Here is a 20,999-nt window from a genome sequence, read left to right on the forward strand (position 1 = left end):
GCCCGCATGCATGCCCGCGCCACCCCGGTCCTCCCGGCCCGTCCCGCTCCCCCGGCGGCAGCGCGCGCAGCGTTCACGAAAAAAGTCACCACGATCACGACCTGACGGGTCGGGCTTCGCCACCGCTTTCGTCCCCGCGAGCGGCGGGGACGCCGAAGGACCACGGCGGGGGGAGCAGGTGAATCTCATGCGAGTCGGTTTCGTCGGTTGGCGCGGCATGGTCGGGTCGGTGCTGCTCGAGCGCATGCGCGCCGAGCGGGACTTCGAGCGCATCGATCCGGTGTTCTTCTCCACTTCGAAGGCGGGCGGCGCGTCGCCCGACGTCGGCAAGGCGACGGGTACGTTGAAGGACGGGAACGATCCCGCGGCGTTCGCGGACCTCGACGCGATCGTGACCTGCCAGGGCGGCGACTGGACCAACGCGATGCATCCGAAGATCCGCGCATCCGGATGGCAGGGCCACTGGATCGATGCGGCGTCCGCGCTGCGCATGAAGGACGACGCGGTCATCGTCCTCGACCCGGTGAACCGTCCGGTGATCGATGCGGCGCGATCGCGCGGCGTCAAGGACTGGATCGGCGGCAACTGCACGGTCAGCCTGATGATGATGGGACTCGCGGGCCTGCTCGAACGCGACCTCGTCGAGTGGATGACCTGCATGACCTACCAGGCGGCCTCGGGCGCCGGCGCGCAGAACATGCGCGAGCTGCTGCAGCAGATGGGCGAGGCCCACCTCGCCGCGAAGTCGCTGCTCGCCGCGCCCGACTCGTCGATCCTCGACATCGACCGCGAGGTGGCCGGCATCCTGCGCGACGACCGCTTCCCGACCGATCACTTCGGCGTGCCGCTCGCGGGCAGCCTGATCCCGTGGATCGACAAGGACCTCGGCAACGGCATGAGCCGCGAGGAGTGGAAGGGCGGCGCGGAACTCAACAAGATTCTCGGCCGAGGATCGCCGTCGGGAGATCACGCGTCCGCGACCACGCGCAACGGCAACGGCGCGAAGCCGCCGATTCCGGTGGAGTCGATCTGCGTGCGGATCGGCGCGATGCGCTGCCACTCGCAGGCGATCACGATGAAGCTCACCGAGGACCTGCCGATCGAGGAGATCGAGGGCCTGATCGCCGGCGCGAACGAATGGGTGCGGCTCGTCCCGAACACGCGCGACGAGAGCATCCGGCACCTCACGCCCGCGGCGGCGACCGGCAAGCTCGAGATTCCGGTCGGTCGCGTGCGCAAGCTCGCGATGGGCGGGCATTACGTCGGCGCGTTCACCGTCGGCGACCAGTTGCTGTGGGGCGCCGCCGAACCGCTGCGGCGCATGCTGCGCATCCTGCAGGCCGCCTGATCGACCGGCCGCGGCAGGCTGGACCTGCCCGAGTCAACGACGTCCGCGGGGCCCCGCGCTCGCCTGTCCCGGGCGAGATGCGGGCTGGACGCCGGCGCAGGAAAGCAACACCGCGAGGCATCCGGTCAGCGATGCGCCCGCGCCACTACATCTTGTGGATCGCGCGAGGGCGGGCCACCAGCGCTGGCCCCGGCTTCAGCACGTCGGCATGAAGCTTGCAGGTATCGTCCCCGGTCTGTCGGCAAAAAGCCAAGCTAATACTGAGGTTTAGCTTGCGGGGCTAAATCCATGATGTTATGTTCGCTTGAGACATTGCGCATTCGGCGAGGGGACGGCATGCGTGCGAAACCGGTCTTCCAACTGACGCTGCTGGCGGCGGCCCTGATGGCCTCGGGCGCCGTGCAGGCGCTCGGTCTCGGCCGCCTGACCGTCGAGTCGGCGCTGGGGCAGCCACTGTCCGCGCGGATCGAGCTCACGTCCGCGTCGCGCGACGAACTCGACACGCTCGCCGCGCGGATCTCCGATCCGTCGCTCTACCGGCAGAACAGCATGACGTTCCAGCCGGCGCTCGCCCGCACGCGCGTCACCGTCGAGCAGGGCCCCAACGGCCCGTACCTCCGCGTGACCTCGCCCACGGCGGTGAACGAGCCCTACCTCGACCTGATCGTCGAGGCGAGCTGGGCGTCGGGCCGCATCGTCCGCAGCTACACGTTCCTGCTCGACCCGCCCGGCATCCAGGCGCAGACCCCGGTGGAGCCGGTTACTCCGGTGCGCAGCGCCGCTCCCGCGCCGCAACCCGCGCCGCAACCCGCGCCCGCCGCGCGCGCGGCCGCGCCCACCGCGCCCGCGATCGCCGCGGGCGAGGGATACACCGTCAAGCGCGGCGACACGCTGTCGAAGATCGCCGCCGACACGAAGCCCGCGACCGTCACGCTCGACCAGATGCTCGTGGCGCTGTTCAAGAGCAACGCCGGCGCGTTCGACGACAGCAACATGAACCGGCTGCGCACCGGCGCCATCATCACGGTGCCGAGCGCGGACGAGGCCGCAGCGACGCCGGCGCAGGAAGCCACGCGCGTCGTGCAGGTGCAGGCGTCCGACTGGCGCGCGTACCGCGACCGCATCGCCGCGGCGGCGCCGACGTCGCAGGGCGCGGGCCGCAGCGCGACGGGACAGATCGGCGCGGCGGTGTCCGAAGCCACGCCGGCGGCGCGTCCGGGCGGCGACCAGTTGCGCGTGTCGAAGGCCGCGGCGGGTGGCCGCGGGGCGGCCGCCGCGACCGAGGACGCCGTGGCGCAGGGGCAGCAACTGCGCGAGGCGCAGGCGCGCATCGCGATGCTCGAACGCACGATCGCCGACATGCAGCAGGCGATGCAGTTGCGCAGCCCCGCGATGGCACAGGCGCAGGCGCAGGCCGAAGCGGCGTCGGGCAAGGCGGCGACGCCGGCGGCCAAGGGGCCGGAAACCGCCCCGACACCGATCACCGCGGCGCCGAAGGCGGAACCCGCCAAGGCAGAACCGGCGAAGGCCGAGCCGCCCAAGGTGGAAGCACCGAAGGCTGAACCTCCGAAGGCCGAAGCGCCGGCGCCCGAGAAGGCCGCGGAAGCGCCGAAGGCCGAGCCGCCGAAGGCCGAAGCCCCGGCCGCGCCGCCGAAGGCCACGGTGCGGAAGGGCGCGCCGAAGATCGCCGAGGCGCCGAAGTCTGCGCCGGGCTTCTTCGAGGACCTGTTCGCCAACACGCCGACCTGGGCGATCGGCGGCGGCGCGCTCGCGATCCTCGCGGGCATCGCGGCGATCGTCGCGATGCGCCGGCGCAAGACGACGAAGTTCGAGGACAGCATCATCTCGGGCACCGACATCAAGACCAACACGGTGTTCGGCTCGACCGGCGGCGGCGTCGTCAACACCGGCGACAACTCGCTCGGCAGCGACTTCAGCCGCGAGGGCCTGGGCAACATCGACACCGACGAGGTCGATCCGATCGCGGAAGCCGAGGTCTACCTCGCGTACGGACGCGATGCGCAGGCCGAGGAAATCCTCAAGGACGCGCTCAAGAAGGACCCGCAGCGCCAGGAGATCTACCTCAAGCTGCTCGAGATCCACGCGCAGCACAACAAGCCGTCCGCGTTCGAGACGGTCGCCTCCGAGCTCTACGCCGTGTCGCAGGGACAGGGCGAGGTGTGGCACAAGGCGGTCGGCATCGGCCGCCAGCTCGACCCGTCCAATCCGATGTTCGCGGAGGGCGGCAGCCCGGCGTCGCGTCCCGCGCGCGTCGAGAGCGACACGTTCACCGTGGGCGGCGACTACAAGCCCGCGGCGTCGAAGACCGACAAGGAATTCGATCTCGGCCTCGATGAGGAGATCTCGCTGACGCCGACTTCCGGCGCGGCGCCGAAGCCCGAGACGCGCTTCGAGGCGTTCACCGGCGAGGATACGATCGTCCACGCGCAGGGCGCGTCGACGCATGCCCAGGGGGCAGGTGCAGGCGTCGCGGCGAAAGTCGCCGCCGCCGGTGCGGCGGTCGCCGCCACGGCCGGTGCCGCGATGCACGGCCTGGGCGCGAAGGCCGAAGCGGCGCACGAGTCGATCGCCGACAAGGTCAAGGCCGCGGCCGACAAGTTCGACCTCGACTTCCACCTCGACGATGCGGACAAGCCCGCGCCGCTGAAGCCGAAGCCGGAGCCGGCGCTCGCCACCGCGACCGCGGCGGTGTCCGGCGCCGCAGACAAGCTCGCGCGGCCGGCCGCTGCGCTCGAACTCGACAAGCTCGACCTCTCGTTCGATCCCGACAAGGCGACCTTCGAGGATCCGACGCCGTCGGTGCTCGACGGGCAATGGCACGACGCCGCGACGAAGCTCGATCTCGCGAAGGCCTACCAGGAGATGGGCGACGTCGAAGGCGCGCGCGAAATCCTGCAGGAAGTGCTGCACGAGGGCGACGACGAGCAGAAGAAGGAAGCGCAGGCGATCCTGGGCAAGCTCGGCTAGGCGCCCGCTTCTCGATCGCAACGACGGCGGGCGAGTTCCCGCCGTCGTCGTTTTTCGTTCCTGCAGACCTGCTGTCAACGTCGGCGACGCTCCGGTTCGGCATATTGCGATGCGCCATTCTGAGGTGATGGATGTTCACTTGAACACCGGGCCTTGACGGATTCGGCGGTGGGTGCTTTCATGTCGCCATGGAAGTCGGACTCGAGAATCGCGTGTTTTCAGATGAACGGCAAGACCGCATTCTAAGTCTCGTTCGCCTTGCAGGGGCGGCATCGATCGACGAGCTCGCCACGCGCTTCGAGGTCACGCCGCAGACGATCCGGCGCACCGTAAACCGTCTGTGCGAAATGGGCCTGTTGCGTCGCGTGCACGGAGGTGTGGCGCTGCCTGCGCCGACCCAGAACATCGCCTACGAGCGCCGCCAGATTCTCAATCCCGGTGCGAAGCGGCTGATCGGAGAGGCGGTCGCGCATTTCATTCCGCCGTCGGCATCGTTGTTCATCGGACTCGGGACCACGCCCGAGTTCGTCGCGCACGCGCTCGCGGGCCGCCGCGACCTCAAGGTGTTCACCAACAGCTTGAACGTGGCGGCGGCGCTGACGCGCAATCCCGAGATCGAGATCACGCTCGCCGGCGGAACCTACCGACTCCACGACCGCGACATCATCGGCGAAGCGGCGGCCGCGTTCTACGCGAAGTTCAAGGCGGACTTCGCGATCTTCGGCGTCGGCGGCCTGGACGAGGAAGGCATGCTCCTCGACTTCAACGAAGGCGAGGTCGAGGCACGCAAGTCGATGGTCGAGTCCTGCCGAAGCGCGATCCTGGTCGCGGATGTGAGCAAGTTCGGCCGCAATGCGACGGTGCGCGGCGGCCACTTGCGCGACCTCGACCACCTTTTTACCGACCAGGCGATTCCCGAGGCCTTCGCGCCCGTCGTCGCCGAGTCGGGTATTCGCGTCCATGCGCTGTCGGTATCGATGGACCGAGCCGCGTAACCCGGGCGCGACTCCGCGGCGAAACATCGTCCCATTCGCGGGCAGGGCGGTCGAAGCCCGCGACCACGAAGGAGGAACACGCGATGAACGACATCAAGCAAACGGCGACAGTCGATTCCGACTCGTCCACCACCGCGGGCAGGCTGCCGGTTACGCGTCGTGGATTCCTTGGCGCCGCTGCCGCCGTAACCGCGACGTTCGGATTTCCCGCGATCGTCCGCGCCCAGGAGGAGAAGCGCGTCGTGCTCTATTGCCCCGAATCGCCCGATCTCTCGAGCAAGATCGCCAAGGCGTTCGAGGCCGAGACCGGGATCCCGGTCAACGTGCAATACGGCGGGACCAACGTGATCGTCAACCGACTGATCGCCGAACGGGCGAACCCGAACGCGGACGTCTGGTACGGGGGCGGCGGCCTGTTGTCGTTCCTGTTCGCGAAGCGCGAAGGCGTCACGACCCCCTATGTGCCGCCGGAGTTCAAGGACATGCCGGTCCAGCAGGGCAACGTCTACCTGCGCGACGCTGACTGGCATTTCGTGGGCGCCGAGGTGTTCGTGATCGGATTCGCCTACAACCCGAAGACGCTGCCGAAGGAGCAGGTGCCGAAGACCTGGGACGATCTGCTCGATCCGAAGTGGAAAGGGCAGATCCAGATGCCCAATCCGGCGGCGTCCGGGACGGCCACGCTGTCGGTGCTCGCGCAGATCATGCAGACGATCCGTGCGGGCCGCACCGAGAAGGAGGCGTGGGAGTTCTGGGAGAAGCTCAACAAGAACGTCTCGCTCTATCCCGAATCGGGCGCCGCGCCCACGCGTGCCGTCGCGAAGGGCGACGCGAAGATCGGCATCTGCTTCTCGTTCATGCCCTGGGGGCTCGCCGCGCGTGGCGAGTCGGTCGACTTCATACTACCGACACAGACGCCGGTCATCGCAAATCCGGTCGCGCTGGTCAAGGGCTCGAAGCGGCCGGAGAACGGAAAGCGGCTTTACGACTTCATCCTCGGCGTCAAGGGCCAACAGATCCTCGCCGACTACTCGCAGATCGTCCTCAACAAGAAGGTCAAGCCCACGACTCCGATGTCGTTCGACCAGGTGAGCCGCAACGCGATGCCCCTGGACGTCAACTGGGCACAGGCGAATTACGACCGGATCCGCAACGAATGGCGCGGTAGGTTCGGCTGATGGCCGAGGTTCGCCTGCAGGCGCTGGAGAAGCGCTTCGGCGCACTGAAGGCGCTCGACGGCGTCACGCTGACCATCGCGGAGGGCGAACTCTTCGCCCTGCTCGGTTCGTCGGGCTCGGGGAAGACCACGGCCCTCCGCTGCGTCGCCGGACTCGAGCATCCGGACGCGGGCGACGTCCTGATCGGTGGCCACTCGGTCCGGGGCCGCCAGCCGTACGAGCGGCCGATCGGGATGGTGTTCCAGAGCTATGCGTTGTTCCCGCACCTCTCCGTGTTCGACAACGTCGCGTACGGACTTCGTGCACGCGCCTACGCGCAGGGCGGACCGTTGGGCAAACTGCGCGTGCTCGGCGCGTTCGTCAGTCGCCGGCTCTTTCCCCCTACTTCAGAGTTGCGACGCAGGGTCGGCGATGCGCTCGCACTGGTCAATCTCGCGGGCGAAGCCGACCGCATGCCCGGCCAGCTTTCGGGAGGCATGCAGCAGCGCGTCGCGCTCGCTCGCGCGATCGTCACCGAACCCGCGGTGCTTCTGCTCGACGAACCGCTGTCGAATCTCGACCGAAAGCTGCGTGTCGGCATGCGCGCGACGATCCGAAAGCTCCAGCAGCAGTTGCGCATGACGGCGCTCTACGTCACGCACGACCAGGAAGAGGCGCTTAGCCTCGCCGACCGGATGGCGATCATGGATCGTGGCCGCGTGGTGCAGCTCGGCACGCCGGCCGAGATCTACGACCGGCCGGCCACCGCGTTCGTTGCCGATTTCGTCGGCGCCGAGAACCTGCTGCCGGGCGAGGTCGTCGTGAGCGACGGGGCGAACCTGAGCGTGCGCTGCGGCGAACTCGACATCCGCGCGGCGGTGCGCGAGGGGAGCGAGCCGGGCATTCGCGTCGCCGGCGCGCAAGTTCGCGTCGTGGTACGCCCGCAGTCGATCCAGCTCGTTCCGCGCGGCGCGGCGCTGGATGCCGACAACCGCTTCGCAGGGGTCGTCCGCTTCGGTTCCTATCTCGGCACGACCGCGCGCTACGAGGTCGCGGTCGGCGACGCGGTCTTCGTCGTCGACGTCCCCGATCCCCGTCCGGGGGCGCTGCTCGCCGCGGGCGATTCGGTGAGTCTCGCCTTCGCTTCGGCCAGCGTCATCCTGGTGCCGGCGTGACGGCCGCTGCCGAAGCGGGGGGGCGGGGCCGTGTCGCGCGGCTGGTCGACTTCGACAACCTCGCGACGATCGTCATCCTGCTCGTCTTCACGCTGTTCCTGATCGTCCCCTTTGCGACGATCCTGATCGTGAGTTTCACCGGCAAGCCGGTCGCATTGCTCGACGCGCTTACGGGACTCGAGGGCGCGCGCAAGCTCGGCAGCGAGATCGCGGCCAACGCGTCGCTCCAGTTCTTCGGCCAGCTGTTCTCGTTCCCGCGGTACGTGCGCGCGTTCGTCAACAGCATGACGCTGGGCTTCCTGGTGGCGGTCGCCTCGGTGCTGGTCGCGATGCCGATTGCCTACGCGCTCGCCCGCACGCGGATGCCGGGGCGCCGGCTCATCGGTGCGCTGTGCATCGTGCCGCTGATGGTGCCGACGTTCATCTCGTCGTTCGCGTTCATCCTGATGTTCGGGCGCACCGGCTGGATCAACCAGATGTTCGGCTGGATCGGCATCGAGCAACTCGTCGACATCCATTCGCCGTTCGGCATCGGCCTCGTGCAGGTGTTCTTTTTCTTCCCCTACGCGCTGCTTCCGATGCTGGCGGTCTTCAAGTCGATGGATCCGGTACTGGAGGAGGCGTCGCACACGCTCGGGGCGCGTCGCCCGTTCGCGTTCCTCACGACGACGATGCCGCTCGCGGCGCCGGGTATCTGGGCGGGCCTCCTGCTCGTGCTGATCGTGTCGATCGAGGACTTCGGCACGCCGATGATCCTGTCTCCGCGCGGCTTTCCGCTGATGATCGTCGAGGCGTATCGCGAGATGGTCGGCTATTTCAACTGGGGCGGCGCGTCCGTGATCGCGGTGCTGCTCGTGCTGATCTCCGCGCTCCTCCTCCTCGTGCAGCGCTGGCTGCTGCGACACGACCGGTCGAGGACGGTGGGAGGCAAGCCGGCGACGCGTGAGCGCGTGCGCGATCCCTGGGTCTGCTGGGGGCTTCTGGCGTACTGCATCATCGTGCTGTCGCTTCCGATCCTCGCGATCTACACGACGGCACTGCAGTCGTTCGCGACGAGCTGGGCCGCGCGGATGGTCCCCGAGGGCTTCACGCTCGACAACTACCGCTACGTGTGGGAACGCTCGATGGGCGCGGTCGTCAACAGCTTCCTGCTCGGAGGCGCAGCGCTCGCGATCAGCGTCGTGCTATCGGCGGTCATACCCTACCTCGTGCAGCGCCGGGGGCGCCACTATCTCGACTACCTCGGCTTCCTGCCGCTGGCACTGCCGGGAACGGCACTCGCGATTGCCCTGATCCTGGCCTTCAACACGCCTCCGCTGCAGATCACGGGAACCGCGTTTCTGCTGATCATGGCCTACGTGATCCGGCGCATGCCCTACGCGCTCCGCTCGACTTCGGCCTCGATTCAGACGATTTCCACGGATATCGAGGGCGCGTCGCTCGTCCACGGCGCGTCGCGGTTCCTGAGTTTGTGGAGCGTGACGCTGCCGTTGATGCTCCCCGGCATCGTCGCCGGCGGCATCATGGTTTTCCTCACGTCGGTCCGCGAGATAAGCGCCACGATCCTGCTCGCCCCCGACGGCTGGAAGCCGATGAGCCTCGTGATCTTCGAGGGTTTGCTTCGGGGCGAGTTCTACACGTCCGCCGCGATCTCGATGATCCTGATCCTCGTGGTGATGGCCGTGCAGATCGCCGTCTTCCGCCTGATGGGCGAGAAGGCGCTGTTCTGATCCGGCCGGCGGCCCGGCGGCTCCTTCGCGCCTCGCGTCCTCCATGCCGACTTCCGAAGCGGCCGGCGCTTCCACCCCCTCGCACCTCTACGGGGCGTACGTCTTCGACATCGACGGGACGATCTGCCTCGGCGAATCGCTCTTGCCGACGGTCACCCGCACGATCGATCGCCTGCGCACGCTCGGGCGCCGCACGTTGTTCCTCAGCAACAACACCACCCGAAGCGCCGCGGGCTACGGAGCGCAACTGACGGCGCGGGGGATACAGACACATGCGAGCGAGGTCGTGAACGCGGCGCAGGTGCTGATCGCCTTCCTCGAGCGCGAGTTGCCCGGCGGGACCCTGCACGTGATCGGAGAGTCGGCGTTGATCGAAGACCTCCTCGGAGCGGGATTCCGCATCTCGTCGCGCGTCGAGGAGATCGACGCCGTGATCGCGAGCTTTGATCGCGGATTCACCTATGCGAAGCTGCAGATCGCGTTCGACGCGCTGCGCCGTGGCGCGCGCTTCTTCGCCACCAACGCGGACCGCTATCGCCCCACTGCCGGGGGGGGGGAACCCGACGCGGCTGCGATGATCGCCGCGATCGAGGCATGCAGCGGTGTCCGGTGCGAGGTGGTCGTGGGCAAGCCCTCGCAGTTGACGGTGGCCTACCTGCGCGAGCGGATCGGCTTGCCGCTGGGCGAATGCCTCATGGTCGGCGACCGGCTCGAGACTGACATCCGCATGGCCAACGAGGCCGGGATGGCTTCCGCGTTGGTGCTGACCGGTGCCACGTCCGAGACGATGGTCAATCGTTCGTCGATGCAGCCGACGTATTTGCTCAGAAACCTTCTCGAAGTGCTGCCGGCGCGCTATCGGTGATCCGCAGGGTGGTCACAATACGGGTGGTCCAGGCGTCCATGTGAGGGTGCGGAAGGGTTTGGCTCGGGGTGCTTCGCCATCGCCGTGTATCCTCGATCTTGCGACTCCGACCCCTTTCCATGGGACGTTGCGGCGAGGGATTGCGTGAATCGTCGAGCCGGAAAGTCGAGTCTGACCCCCATCCATGCAACGACCCCCATCCATGCGCCTCGCCCTCGCCCTCGAATACGACGGCCGCGGCTTCTGCGGCTTCCAGTCGCAGTCCTCGCGCTGCGGCGTGCAGGACGCGCTCGAGCACGCACTCGGCGCGATCGCGCAGTCGCCCATCGTCACGATCCCCGCGGGACGCACCGACGCCGGCGTGCACGCGGTCTCGCAGATCGTCCACGCCGACGTCCCCGACCACCGTCCGCTGTCCGCGTGGGTGCGCGGCGTCAACGCGAACCTTCCGCCCGCGGTCGCCGTGCTGTGGGCGCGGCCGGTACCTGACGCCTTCCACGCGCGCTTCTCGGCCACCGCACGCCACTACACCTACCTCTTGCTCGCGCGGAGCGAACGGCCGGGCCTCATGGCCGGCCGAGTCGGTTGGTATCATCGTCCGCTCGATCTCGTGGCCATGCGCGAAGCGGCGGCGCTCGTGGCCGGGCAGCACGACTTCACGTCGTTCCGCGCCGCCGGATGCCAGGCGAAATCGCCCGTGAAGACGATCCACCGGTTCGACCTCTCGTCGGCAGGCGACCTGCTGCGCTTCGAGGTGAGCGCCGACGCGTTCCTGCACCACATGGTGCGCAACCTCGTCGGTGCGCTCGTCGACGTCGGCGCGGGCAAGGCGCCGCCCGGATGGGTGGCAGACCTCGTCGCCGCGCGCGACCGCACGAAGGGGCCCGCGACGTTTTCGGCCGACGGCCTCTACTTCTGCGGCGCGGACTACGACGCGTCGTTCGGCCTGCCGCCGACGCGGCGCGACGCGACGGTCGCGTGAGCCGCACGCGCATCAAGATCTGCGGACTCACCTGCGTCGAGCACGCGCTCGCCGCGGCGCGCGAGGGCGCGGACGCGATCGGCATGGTGTTCTGGCCGGGGACGCCGCGCGTGGTCGCGGTCGAACGCGCGCGCGAGATCGTCGCCGCGCTGCCGCCGTTCGTCACGACGGTTGGGCTCTTCGTCGATCCGTCGGCGGACGAGGTGCGCGCGGTGCTCGACGCCGTGCCGCTCGCGCTCTTGCAGTTCCACGGCCGCGAGAGCGCGGCGTTCTGCCGGGCGTTCGGGCGGCCCTACCTCAAGGCGCTGCCGATGGCCGAGGGGGTCGATTTGCTAGAATCGGGGGCGTCCTACGGCGACGCGGCAGGCTGGCTGCTCGACCACCCGCCCGCGGGCGGATTGCCGGGCGGCACCGGACGCGCGTTCGACTGGAGCCGGGTGCCGCGCGTGTGCCCGGTGCCCATCGTCCTGTCGGGCGGACTGTCGCCGCACAACGTCCGCGAAGCCGTCGTCCGCGTGCGCCCGTGGGCGGTCGACGTGTCGTCCGGCGTCGAGGCGCAGGACGCGCACGGTGCGCCGTTGAAGGGCATCAAGGACGCGGCACGCATCGCCGCATTCGTCGCCGAGGTACGCGAAGCCGATGAAACCGAACGACCTGCCTGACGCGCACGGCCACTTCGGCCCCTACGGAGGCGTCTTCGTCGCCGAGACGCTGATGCGCGCGCTCGACGACTTGAAGCGGCAGTACGACGCGGCGCGCGCCGATCCGGCGTTCCACGCGGAGTTCGCGCGCGAGTTGAAGCACTACGTCGGACGTCCGTCGCCGGTCTACCACGCGGAGCGCTGGTCGCGCGAACTCGGCGGCGCGCAGATCTGGCTGAAGCGCGAGGACCTCAACCACACCGGCGCGCACAAGGTGAACAACTGCATCGGGCAGGCGCTGCTCGCGCGCCGCCTGGGCAAGCCGCGCGTGATCGCCGAGACCGGCGCGGGCATGCACGGCGTCGCCGCGTCGACGGTCGCCGCGCGCTACGGCCTCGAATGCGTCGTCTACATGGGCTCGGAGGACGTGAAGCGCCAGGTGCAGAACGTCTACCGGATGAAGCTCCTCGGCGCGACAGTGGTACCGGTCGAGTCGGGATCGAAGACGCTGAAGGACGCGCTGAACGAGGCGATGCGCGACTGGGTGACCAACGTCGAGACCACGTTCTACATCATCGGCACCGTCGCAGGCCCGCACCCCTACCCGATGATGGTGCGCGATTTCCAGACCGTGATCGGCAAGGAGTGCCTGGTGCAGATGCCCGAGGCGGCCGGACGTCAGCCCGACGTCGTCATCGCCTGCGTCGGCGGCGGTTCGAACGCGATGGGCATCTTCCATCCGTACATTGCGCACGACGACGTGAAGCTCGTCGGCGTCGAGGCGGGCGGCGAGGGCGTCGCGACCGGCCGGCACGCCGCGTCGCTCACCGCCGGGCGGCCCGGCGTGCTCCACGGCAACCGCACCTACCTCTTGCAGGACGCGAACGGCCAGATCGTCGAGACCCATTCGGTGTCGGCGGGGCTCGACTATCCGGGCGTCGGTCCCGAGCACGCGTGGCTCAAGGACAGCGGACGCGCGAGCTACGTGACGATCGACGACACCGAGGCGCTCGCGGCGTTCCACGCCTGCTGCCGCATCGAGGGCATCATCCCGGCGCTCGAATCCGCGCATGCGCTCGCCTACGCCGCGAAGATCGCGCCTTCGATGCCGAAGGACCGCATCCTGCTCGTCAATCTCTCGGGGCGCGGCGACAAGGACATGGCGACCGTCGCCGAGCGTTCGGGGCTCGACTTCGCCGTGCCGAAGTCCGCGTGATGATGTGCGCGCCGATCGTCGGGCTGAAGCCCGACCCACAGAGGATGAAGCCCGACCCACAGAGGATGAAGCCCGACCCACAGAGGATGTCGTGGGTCGGCCTTCAGGCCGACGCCCTCGCCAGCATCGGGCATCTTGTCGGGCTGAAGCCCGACCCACAGCGGATGTCGTGGGTCGGCCTTCAGGCCGACGCCCTCGCCAGCATCGGGCGTCTTGTCGGGCTGAAGCCCGACCCACAGGGGTCGGCGACATGAACCGCATCGACGCGACGTTCGCGCGCCTGCGCGATTCGGGCGGCACCGCGCTCGTTCCCTACGTGACGACCGGCGATCCGTCGCTCGAGGCGACGCTCGACGTGATGCGCGCGCTGGTCGACGCCGGCGCCGACGTGATCGAACTGGGCGTGCCGTTCTCCGATCCGATGGCCGACGGACCGGTGATCCAGCGCGCGTCCGAACGCGCGCTCGCCCGCGGTACGAGCCTCGCCGACGTGCTCGACGTCGTGCACCGCTTCCGCGAGCGCGACACCGCGACGCCGGTCGTGCTGATGGGTTACGCGAATCCGATCGAGGCGATGGGCGCGGCCGCCTTCGCCGACCGCGCGCGCGCGGCGGGCGTCGACGGCGTGCTCGTCGTCGACTACCCGCCCGAGGAAGCGCGCGACTTCGCCGCGAAGCTGCAGGAACGCGGCCTCGTGACGATCTTCCTCGTCGCCCCGACGACGCCCGCATCGCGCATCGATGCGGTCGCCGCGCTCGCGCGCGGTTACGTCTACTACGTCTCGCTCAAGGGCGTGACCGGCGCGGGCCACCTCGACACCGCGGAGGTCGCGCAGAAGGTCGCGGAGATCCGCCGCCACGTGAAGCTGCCGGTGGGCGTGGGCTTCGGCATCCGCGACGCCGCGAGCGCGCAGGCGATCGCCGCGCACGCCGACGCGGTCGTCATCGGCAGCCGCATCATCCAGGAAATCGAGAACGGACCCGCCGCGGACGCCGCGGCGCGCGCCGGGGCGTGGCTCGCGACGATCCGCCGGGCGCTCGACGCGATGCCCGCCAAGCGGGCCCCGTAGTCGTGCCGGACTCGACAACCGGGTCGAAACGGCGAATGATCCGCGCGGGGGGAGGGCAAAGATGAGCTGGTTGCAGAAGCTGTTGCCGCCGCGCATCAAGAGCACGCCGGGCACGCGCAAGCAGGCGGTGCCCGAGGGGTTGTGGATCAAGTGCCCGGCCTGCGAGGCGGTGCTCTACCGCACCGACCTCGAGAAGAACCTGTCGGTGTGCCCGAAGTGCGGCCACCACTCGCGGATCGCCGCGCGCGCCCGGCTCGACCAGTTGCTCGACCCCGAGGGCCGCTTCGAGATCGGCTCGGAGGTCGTGCCCGTCGACTCGCTCAAGTTCAAGGACCAGAAGAAGTATCCGGAGCGGCTCGCGGCCGCGCTCGAGGAAACCGGCGAGACCGACGGCATCGTCGTGATGCAGGGGAGCATCGCGGGCGTGCCGCTGGTGGTCGCGGCGTTCGAGTTCGAGTTCATGGGCGGCTCGATGGGCTCGGTGGTCGGCGAGCGCTTCGTGCGCGGCGTGCGCGTCGCTTACGAGAATCGCGTGCCGTTCGTCTGCGTCTCGGCTTCCGGCGGCGCGCGCATGCAGGAGGGCGTCAATTCGCTGTTCCAGATGGCGAAGACCACGGCCGTGCTGCAGGAACTCGCGCGGGCGAAGCTGCCGTTCGTGTCGATCCTCACCGACCCGACGATGGGCGGCGTCTCCGCGTCGTTCGCATTCGTCGCCGATCTCGTGCTCGCGGAGCCGGGCGCGCTGATCGGCTTCGCCGGCCCGCGCGTGATCGAGCAGACGGTGCGCGAGAAGCTGCCCGAAGGCTTCCAGCGCGCCGAGTTCCTGCTCGAGAAGGGCGCGCTCGACATGATCGTCGACCGCCGGGCGCTGCGCGAAGAACTCGCGCGCCTGCTGGCGCTCCTCACGCGCGCGCCCGCGCCGGCCTGACCGGGCCCGCGACCGCGTGACGCCGCTCGCTCGCGCGCGCCGTCCGCGCGACCTCCCCGGCTGGCTCGCCTATCTCGAGACGCTGCACCCGAAGGCGATCGCGCTCGGGCTCGACCGCGTGCGCGCGGTGCTCGCGCGGCTCGACGCGCCGATCCGCTGCCCGGTCGTCACGGTGACCGGCACCAACGGCAAGGGCTCGACCTCGGCGATGATCGAGACCATGTGGCGCGCCGCCGGCTACCGCACCGGGCTGTACGGCTCGCCGCATCTGATGCGCTACAACGAGCGGGTGCGCGTCGCCGGCGTCGAGGCGAGCGACGAAGCGCTCGTCGGCGCGCTCGACGCGGTCGAGGACGCGCGCACCTCGATCGAGCCCGCGGTGCCGCTCACCTATTTCGAGTTCGGCACGCTCGCCGCGCTCCACCTCTTCTCGCGCGCCGGGCTCGACGGGCTCGTGCTCGAAGTCGGCCTCGGCGGACGGCTCGACGCGGTCAACGTCATCGACGCGGAAGTGGCGGTGGTCACGAGCATCGACCTCGACCATCGCGACTTCCTCGGCGACACGCGCGAGTCGGTCGGCCGCGAGAAGGCGGGCATCTTCCGGCGCGGTCGCGTCGTGGTGTGCGGCGATCCCGATCCGCCGCGCTCCGTGGTCGACGAGGCGGCGCGTGTCGGCGCGAACCTGCTCGTGCGCGGCCGCGACTTCGCGGCGACCTCCGAGGGTGCGCAGTGGCGCTACCGCGGTCCGGGCGGGAACCGCTACGGGCTCCCGATGCCCGCGCTGCGCGGCGCGCCGCAACTCGGCAACGCCGCCTGCGCGATCACGGCGGTCGATGCGCTGCGCGACCGGCTGCCGGTGCCGGCGGGGGCGCTGCGCGAAGCGCTCGTGAGCGTGGAGTTGCCCGGACGCTTCCAGGTGCTGCCCGGTCGCCCGACGCGCGTGCTCGACGTCGCGCACAATCCCGAGGCCGCCCGAGCGCTCGCCGCGTCGCTCGGATCGATGGGCTTCCACCCGGCGACCTTCGCCGTCTTCGGGATGCTCGCCGACAAGGACATCGAGGCCGTCGCCGACGCCGTGCGTCCGGCGATCGACCGCTGGTTCGTCGCGCCGCTCCCGGGGCCGCGCGGCGCGAGCGCCGAGCGCCTCGCGCAGGCGCTGGAACGCTCCGGCGTCCCGCGCGAGGCGATCCGCCTCGAGGCGGACGTCGGCGACGCCTGGCGGGCCGCGCTCGCCGCGGCCGGCGAGGCTGATAGAATCGTCGCCTTCGGTTCGTTCCTCACGGTGGCCGCCGTGCTCGCCGCGGCCCGGTGAATGAGCGGCCGATCCGCGCGATGGCCGACACCGCCGACCAGAATCTCGACGAACTGAAGCGCCGCGGGCGCCGCCGCCTGATCGGCGCGATCGTGCTCGCGCTGGTCGCGGCGGTCGTCGTGCCGATGCTGCTCGAGAGCGATCCGAAGCCGCTCGGCGAAGACGTCTCGGTGCGCATCCCGCCGGTCGACGACGGCAAGTTCGTCGGCAAGCTCAACGGCGCCGCGCCGAAGAAGTCGCTCGCGGACGCGGAAAGGTCGGTGCTGACGCCGGGCGCCCGCCCTGCGCCCGCGGCCGACGCGAAGGCCGAACAGAGAACCGAGGCCAAGGCCGAACCCCAGGCCGAACCAACGTCGGCATCGCCGGCCCCCGCCGCGCCGCCGCCCGCGAAGCCGGCAGCCACGGCGCCGGCTTCGACCGCACCAGTCGCCGCGACCGCTTCCGGCAAGGCGGCATCGGGCAAGGCGGTCGATCCACCGCCGGCCGCGGCCAGGGCCGATGCCCCGAAGGACGCCGGCTACGCCGTGCAACTCGCCGCGTTCTCCGACGACAAGGGTGCGAATGCGCTCGCGGCGAAGCTCAAGCGCGCGGGCTACCCCGCGTTCACCGAGACGCTCTCGACCTCGCGCGGCACGCTGTGGCGCGTGCGCGTCGGCCCTTACCCGGCGCGCGACGCCGCCGCGCAGGCGCGCGACCGGCTGAAGGGCGAAGGGCACGCCGGCATCGTCGTGCCGTCGAAGTAGCGGCGCGAGCGCGGCGACGCCGATGAGTGCGCGCACGCCACGACCGGCAGCCAGGGCGGAGCGCCAGCGATGACCTGGCTCGATTTCGGCGCCTTCCTCGTCGTCGCGCTCTCCGTGCTGTTCGCCTACGCGCGCGGCGTGATCCGCTCGCTCATCGGCACCGCGGCGTGGCTCGTCGGCTTCGTCGTCGCGCTCGGGTTCGCGCCGCTCATCGGCGCGCAGTTGCCGGAGGTGAAGGAAGCCCCGGCGGTGCCCTACGTGATCGCATTCGTGCTCGTGTTCGTCCTGGCGATCGTCGCGGGTGCGCTCGTCGCGTGGCCGTTGCGCGCGATCGTGCGCAAGGCCGGCATGGGCTTCCTCGACGCCGCGCTCGGCGCGACCTTCGGCTTCGTCCGGGGCATCGCGATCGTCGTCGCGTTCGCGCTCGTCGCCGGCGCGATCGGATGGGCGCAGCGGGACTGGTGGCAGAACGCGTTTCTCTCGCCGTCGCTCGGCGCCGCGGCCCTCGGCCTGCGGCCGTGGCTGCCGCATGCGTGGGCCGAGCGGCTGGATTTCTCGCCGCCGCCGAAGGCCGCCGCCGGCCTCGCGCCGCGCCTGTCCGTGAGCGAGGCCTGACCCATGTGCGGCATCGTCGGCGCCGTCTCGCACGCGCCGGTCAACCAGCTCCTCTACGACGGGCTCATGCTGCTGCAGCACCGCGGGCAGGACGCCGCCGGCATCGTCACGAGCGAAGGCAACGTGTTCCACATGTACAAGGCGCAGGGCTACGTGCGCGACGTGTTCCGCACCCGGAACATGCGCGAGCTGACCGGCGCGGCGGGCATCGGGCACTGCCGCTATCCGACGGCGGGCAGCGCGTTCTCCGACCTCGAGACGCAGCCGTTCTACGTCAACGCCCCGTTCGGGATCACGCTCGGCCACAACGGCAACCTGACCAACAGCGAGGCGCTGAAACGCGAGCTGTTCCAGCTCGACTTCCGCCACGTGAACACGAACAGCGACAGCGAGGTGCTGCTGAACGTGCTCGCGCTCGAGCTCGAACGCTCGGCGCAGCACCACCGACTCGATCCCGACGCGATCTTCCGCGCGGTCGCGGGCGTGCACCGCCGCTGCAGGGGCGCCTACGCGATCGTCGCGATGATCGCGGGCTACGGGATGCTCGCGTTCCGCGACCCGTTCGGCATCCGCCCGCTGATCGTCGGCGTCAACGAGACGCTCGCGGGGCCCGAGTACATGGTCGCCTCCGAGTCGGTCGCGCTCGAGGCCTGCGGGTTCCGCGTGCTGCGCGACCTCGAGCCGGGCGAGGCGGTCTACGTCGACTTCGCCGGCACGATGCACGCGCGCCAGTGCGCGGACGCGCCGCGGCTCGTCCCCTGCATCTTCGAGTACGTCTACCTCGCCCGCCCCGACAGCGTGATCGACGGCACCAGCGTCTACGAGTCGCGCATCCACATGGGCGCCGAGCTCGCGAAGCGCCTGCGCGCCATGCCGGACGTGCGCGACATCGACGTCGTGATCCCGATCCCCGACTCGAGCCGCCCGTCGGCGATGCAGCTCGCCGGCGATCTCGGGCTCACCTACCGTGAGGGCTTCGTCAAGAGCCGCTACGTCGGGCGCACCTTCATCATGCCGGGGCAGGGGATGCGCCGGAAGAGCGTGCGGCAGAAGCTGAATCCGATCGGCATGGAGTTCGAGGGCAAGGTGGTCCTCCTGGTCGACGACTCGATCGTGCGCGGCACGACCTCGCGCGAGATCGTGCAGATGGCGCGCGACGCCGGCGCGCGCAAGGTGTATTTCGCGTCCGCGAGCCCGCCGGTGCGCTATCCGAACGTCTACGGCATCGACATGCCGAACCAGGCCGAACTCGTCGCGCACGGGCGCAGCGAGGACGAGGTGGCGAACGAGATCGGCGCGGACCGGCTCATCTACCAGGACCTCGCCGCCCTGAAGGCTGCGGTGCGCGCCGCGAACCCGAGGCTCGGCGAGTTCGAGGCGTCGTGCTTCGACGGCCGCTACGTGACCGGCGACGTGACGCCCGAGTACCTGCAGCAGCTCGCCGGCGCGCGCCACGAGGGACGCGGCGAGCCGATGCGCGACGACGACACCGTGGGGACGTCCGCCTGACCGAAGGAGGCCGCGATGATCACGTTCGAGATGTTCCTCGTGCTCGCCGCCGTGGTCGTCGTGATCGGGTTCATCGTGTGGCGGCGCGACGTCAAGGCCGGCCGCGTGATGCGCTCCGCGCGCGGACCGGTCACGGTGATGCGCGAGCGATGGATCGGCCGGAGCACGACCTCGACCGCCGCTCCGACCAGCGCCGGGCCGCCGGGAACGAAGGCCGATGCGGCCGACGCGAACCGGACCGATGCCGACGCGGGAGACGGCGCGTGATGCGCCAGCGCACCGCCGTTTGACCGCGGCGGCGCGCCGGAGTAGGATTGCGTTGCGCCGATTTGAGCTTCAGCTTGCGGGCGCATTACAAATGCCGCTAAAGCGAGGTTCGCCTCGAGTCCGGAGATTCCGGGCCGGGGCACGCGAAACCCGTCCGGCGGCCTTTTCGGCCAACACGCCCGACGGGTTTTTCGTTTGACGACCGCCATGACCACACCTTCCCGTGCCCGCGGCTTCACGACCGCGATCCTCCATTCCGACCGCGAATCCGCCATCGAGCACGGCGCGCTGCACAAGCCGCTGCACGTGTCGGTCGCGTACGGCTACCGCGACGTGAACGACCTGGCGGCGGTGTTCCAGAACCGCCAGACCGGCCACGTCTACGGGCGGCAGGGCAATCCGACCACCGCGGCGCTGGAGGCCAAGGTCACCGCGATGGAAGGCGGCGTCGCGAGCGTGACCTTCGCGACCGGCATGGCGGCGATCGGGGCGGTCCTCCTCACGCTCACCGCGGCCGGCGACCACGTGGTCGCGAGCCGCTTCCTGTTCGGCAACACCGCGAGCATGCTGCAGACGCTCGAGGCGCACGGCACGCTCGTGAGCTACGTCGATGCGACCGACGCCGCGGCGGTCGAGGCGGCGATCACGCCCGCGACCCGCCTGGTGTTCGTCGAGACGATCGCGAACCCGCGCACGCAGGTGGCCGACCTCGCGCGGATCGGCGAGATCTGCGCGCGGCGCGGCATCGTGTACGTCGTCGACAACACGATGACCTCGCCGTGGCTCTTCCGGCCGATCGACGTCGGCGCGAGCCTCGTCGTCAACGCGCTGACCAAGTACATCGGCGGCCACGGCAACGCGCTGGGCGGCGCGGTGACCGACACGGGCCGCTACGACTGGACCCGCCATCCGCGGATCATCGACAACTACAAGACCGGCGATGCGAAGCGCTGGGCGATCCTGCAGATCCGCAAGAAGGGGCTGCGCGACTTCGGCGGGACGCTCTCGCCCGAGCAGGCGCACCACCTCGCGGTCGGCGCCGAGACCCTCGCGCTGCGGATGGACCGCCAGTGCGCCAACGCGCTCGCGCTCGCACGCTTGCTCGAGACCCATCCGCGCGTGCGCGCGGTCCACTACCCCGGACTCGCCTCGCACGCGCAGCACGCGCTCGCGGCGAAGCTCTTCCGTTCCTTCGGGGCGCTTTTCGCGTTCGAACTCGACGAGGGCGTCGACACCTTCGCGATCCTCAACCGCCTGAAGGTCGTCGTGCTGTCGTCGAACCTCGGCGACAACCGGACGCTCGCCATTCCGGTCGCGCAGACGATCTTCTGGGAGATGGGGCGCGAGCGGCGCGCGGCGATGGGAATCGCGGAGACGCTGGTGCGCGTCTCGGTCGGCATCGAGGACGAGGCGGATCTCGTCGCCGACTTCGCCGACGCGCTCGCGTAGACCCGGAGCC

Annotated in this window: 19 protein-coding genes; all 19 read left to right on the forward strand. The window is 70.0% G+C overall.

What is annotated here, in order from left to right; all coding sequences use genetic code 11:
• Positions 1 to 187 precede the first annotated feature (187 nt).
• The 19 genes from asd to HS109_09060 all read left to right on the forward strand — a co-directional run bounded on the left by asd (position 188) and on the right by HS109_09060 (position 20,989).
• Positions 188 to 1,348, forward strand: coding sequence for an aspartate-semialdehyde dehydrogenase (asd, locus tag HS109_08970; protein ID MBE7522505.1), 1,161 nt, complete (start codon positions 188 to 190; stop codon positions 1,346 to 1,348).
• A 336-nt stretch (positions 1,349 to 1,684) separates the two neighbouring features.
• Positions 1,685 to 4,336, forward strand: coding sequence for a hypothetical protein (locus tag HS109_08975; protein ID MBE7522506.1), 2,652 nt, complete (start codon positions 1,685 to 1,687; stop codon positions 4,334 to 4,336).
• A 188-nt stretch (positions 4,337 to 4,524) separates the two neighbouring features.
• Positions 4,525 to 5,331 (forward strand): DeoR/GlpR transcriptional regulator, encoded by an 807-nt coding sequence (locus HS109_08980; GenBank protein MBE7522507.1) that lies wholly within the window; start codon positions 4,525 to 4,527, stop codon positions 5,329 to 5,331.
• Positions 5,332 to 5,414: 83 nt separating this feature from the next.
• Positions 5,415 to 6,509, forward strand: coding sequence for an extracellular solute-binding protein (locus HS109_08985; GenBank protein ID MBE7522508.1), 1,095 nt, complete (start codon positions 5,415 to 5,417; stop codon positions 6,507 to 6,509).
• Entirely contained in the window at positions 6,509 to 7,663 is a 1,155-nt protein-coding gene (locus HS109_08990; GenBank protein ID MBE7522509.1) for an ABC transporter ATP-binding protein, read from the forward strand. The genes HS109_08985 and HS109_08990 overlap by 1 nt, the downstream gene beginning before the upstream one ends.
• Positions 7,660 to 9,393, forward strand: coding sequence for an iron ABC transporter permease (locus HS109_08995; protein MBE7522510.1), 1,734 nt, complete (start codon positions 7,660 to 7,662; stop codon positions 9,391 to 9,393). The genes HS109_08990 and HS109_08995 overlap by 4 nt, the downstream gene beginning before the upstream one ends.
• A gap of 43 nt (positions 9,394 to 9,436) precedes the next feature.
• Positions 9,437 to 10,258 carry an HAD-IIA family hydrolase gene (locus HS109_09000; protein ID MBE7522511.1) on the forward strand — a complete coding sequence of 274 codons (822 nt, stop codon included), beginning with the start codon at positions 9,437 to 9,439 and terminating at the stop codon, positions 10,256 to 10,258.
• 202 nt (positions 10,259 to 10,460) lie between these two features.
• Positions 10,461 to 11,240 carry a tRNA pseudouridine(38-40) synthase TruA gene (gene truA, locus HS109_09005; protein MBE7522512.1) on the forward strand — a complete coding sequence of 260 codons (780 nt, stop codon included), beginning with the start codon at positions 10,461 to 10,463 and terminating at the stop codon, positions 11,238 to 11,240.
• Positions 11,237 to 11,902 (forward strand): phosphoribosylanthranilate isomerase, encoded by a 666-nt coding sequence (locus HS109_09010; protein MBE7522513.1) that lies wholly within the window; start codon positions 11,237 to 11,239, stop codon positions 11,900 to 11,902. The genes truA and HS109_09010 overlap by 4 nt, the downstream gene beginning before the upstream one ends.
• Positions 11,880 to 13,097 carry a tryptophan synthase subunit beta gene (gene trpB, locus HS109_09015; GenBank protein ID MBE7522514.1) on the forward strand — a complete coding sequence of 406 codons (1,218 nt, stop codon included), beginning with the start codon at positions 11,880 to 11,882 and terminating at the stop codon, positions 13,095 to 13,097. The genes HS109_09010 and trpB overlap by 23 nt, the downstream gene beginning before the upstream one ends.
• Positions 13,098 to 13,099: 2 nt before the next feature.
• Positions 13,100 to 13,351: a hypothetical protein gene (locus HS109_09020; GenBank protein ID MBE7522515.1), complete on the forward strand. Its 252-nt coding sequence runs from the start codon at positions 13,100 to 13,102 to the stop codon at positions 13,349 to 13,351.
• Positions 13,348 to 14,166 carry a tryptophan synthase subunit alpha gene (locus HS109_09025; GenBank protein ID MBE7522516.1) on the forward strand — a complete coding sequence of 273 codons (819 nt, stop codon included), beginning with the start codon at positions 13,348 to 13,350 and terminating at the stop codon, positions 14,164 to 14,166. The genes HS109_09020 and HS109_09025 overlap by 4 nt, the downstream gene beginning before the upstream one ends.
• Positions 14,167 to 14,227: 61 nt before the next feature.
• Positions 14,228 to 15,094: an acetyl-CoA carboxylase carboxyltransferase subunit beta gene (locus tag HS109_09030; GenBank protein ID MBE7522517.1), complete on the forward strand. Its 867-nt coding sequence runs from the start codon at positions 14,228 to 14,230 to the stop codon at positions 15,092 to 15,094.
• 16 nt (positions 15,095 to 15,110) lie between these two features.
• Positions 15,111 to 16,406 carry a bifunctional tetrahydrofolate synthase/dihydrofolate synthase gene (gene folC, locus HS109_09035; GenBank protein ID MBE7522518.1) on the forward strand — a complete coding sequence of 432 codons (1,296 nt, stop codon included), beginning with the start codon at positions 15,111 to 15,113 and terminating at the stop codon, positions 16,404 to 16,406.
• A 20-nt stretch (positions 16,407 to 16,426) separates the two neighbouring features.
• A complete protein-coding gene (locus HS109_09040) occupies positions 16,427 to 17,149 on the forward strand; it encodes an SPOR domain-containing protein (GenBank protein ID MBE7522519.1) in 723 nt (240 codons plus the stop codon).
• Positions 17,150 to 17,218: 69 nt separating this feature from the next.
• Positions 17,219 to 17,764, forward strand: a complete 546-nt coding sequence (locus HS109_09045) for a CvpA family protein (protein MBE7522520.1) — start codon at positions 17,219 to 17,221, stop codon at positions 17,762 to 17,764.
• A gap of 3 nt (positions 17,765 to 17,767) precedes the next feature.
• A complete protein-coding gene (gene purF / locus HS109_09050; GenBank protein MBE7522521.1) occupies positions 17,768 to 19,273 on the forward strand; it encodes an amidophosphoribosyltransferase in 1,506 nt (501 codons plus the stop codon).
• A gap of 15 nt (positions 19,274 to 19,288) precedes the next feature.
• Positions 19,289 to 19,540 (forward strand): hypothetical protein, encoded by a 252-nt coding sequence (locus HS109_09055; GenBank protein ID MBE7522522.1) that lies wholly within the window; start codon positions 19,289 to 19,291, stop codon positions 19,538 to 19,540.
• A 207-nt stretch (positions 19,541 to 19,747) separates the two neighbouring features.
• Positions 19,748 to 20,989: a cystathionine gamma-synthase family protein gene (locus tag HS109_09060; GenBank protein MBE7522523.1), complete on the forward strand. Its 1,242-nt coding sequence runs from the start codon at positions 19,748 to 19,750 to the stop codon at positions 20,987 to 20,989.
• Positions 20,990 to 20,999 lie beyond the last annotated feature (10 nt).

Source organism: Burkholderiales bacterium, from assembly GCA_015075645.1.
GTDB lineage: Bacteria > Pseudomonadota > Gammaproteobacteria > Burkholderiales > Casimicrobiaceae > VBCG01.

Bases quoted from the DNA above. Each gene is read 5' to 3' on its own strand.
- HS109_09025 (MBE7522516.1), top strand. From the start codon at position 13,348: ATGAACCGCATCGACGCGACGTTCGCGCGCCTGCGCGATTCGGGCGGC.
- HS109_09020 (MBE7522515.1), top strand. From the start codon at position 13,100: ATGTGCGCGCCGATCGTCGGGCTGAAGCCCGACCCACAGAGGATGAAG.
- HS109_09000 (MBE7522511.1), top strand. From the start codon at position 9,437: ATGCCGACTTCCGAAGCGGCCGGCGCTTCCACCCCCTCGCACCTCTAC.
- HS109_09040 (MBE7522519.1), top strand. From the start codon at position 16,427: ATGGCCGACACCGCCGACCAGAATCTCGACGAACTGAAGCGCCGCGGG.
- purF (MBE7522521.1), top strand. From the start codon at position 17,768: ATGTGCGGCATCGTCGGCGCCGTCTCGCACGCGCCGGTCAACCAGCTC.
- asd (MBE7522505.1), top strand. From the start codon at position 188: ATGCGAGTCGGTTTCGTCGGTTGGCGCGGCATGGTCGGGTCGGTGCTG.
- truA (MBE7522512.1), top strand. From the start codon at position 10,461: ATGCGCCTCGCCCTCGCCCTCGAATACGACGGCCGCGGCTTCTGCGGC.
- HS109_09055 (MBE7522522.1), top strand. From the start codon at position 19,289: ATGATCACGTTCGAGATGTTCCTCGTGCTCGCCGCCGTGGTCGTCGTG.
- trpB (MBE7522514.1), top strand. From the start codon at position 11,880: ATGAAACCGAACGACCTGCCTGACGCGCACGGCCACTTCGGCCCCTAC.
- HS109_08985 (MBE7522508.1), top strand. From the start codon at position 5,415: ATGAACGACATCAAGCAAACGGCGACAGTCGATTCCGACTCGTCCACC.
- HS109_08975 (MBE7522506.1), top strand. From the start codon at position 1,685: ATGCGTGCGAAACCGGTCTTCCAACTGACGCTGCTGGCGGCGGCCCTG.
- HS109_08980 (MBE7522507.1), top strand. From the start codon at position 4,525: ATGGAAGTCGGACTCGAGAATCGCGTGTTTTCAGATGAACGGCAAGAC.
- HS109_09060 (MBE7522523.1), top strand. From the start codon at position 19,748: ATGACCACACCTTCCCGTGCCCGCGGCTTCACGACCGCGATCCTCCAT.
- HS109_09030 (MBE7522517.1), top strand. From the start codon at position 14,228: ATGAGCTGGTTGCAGAAGCTGTTGCCGCCGCGCATCAAGAGCACGCCG.
- HS109_08990 (MBE7522509.1), top strand. From the start codon at position 6,509: ATGGCCGAGGTTCGCCTGCAGGCGCTGGAGAAGCGCTTCGGCGCACTG.
- HS109_09045 (MBE7522520.1), top strand. From the start codon at position 17,219: ATGACCTGGCTCGATTTCGGCGCCTTCCTCGTCGTCGCGCTCTCCGTG.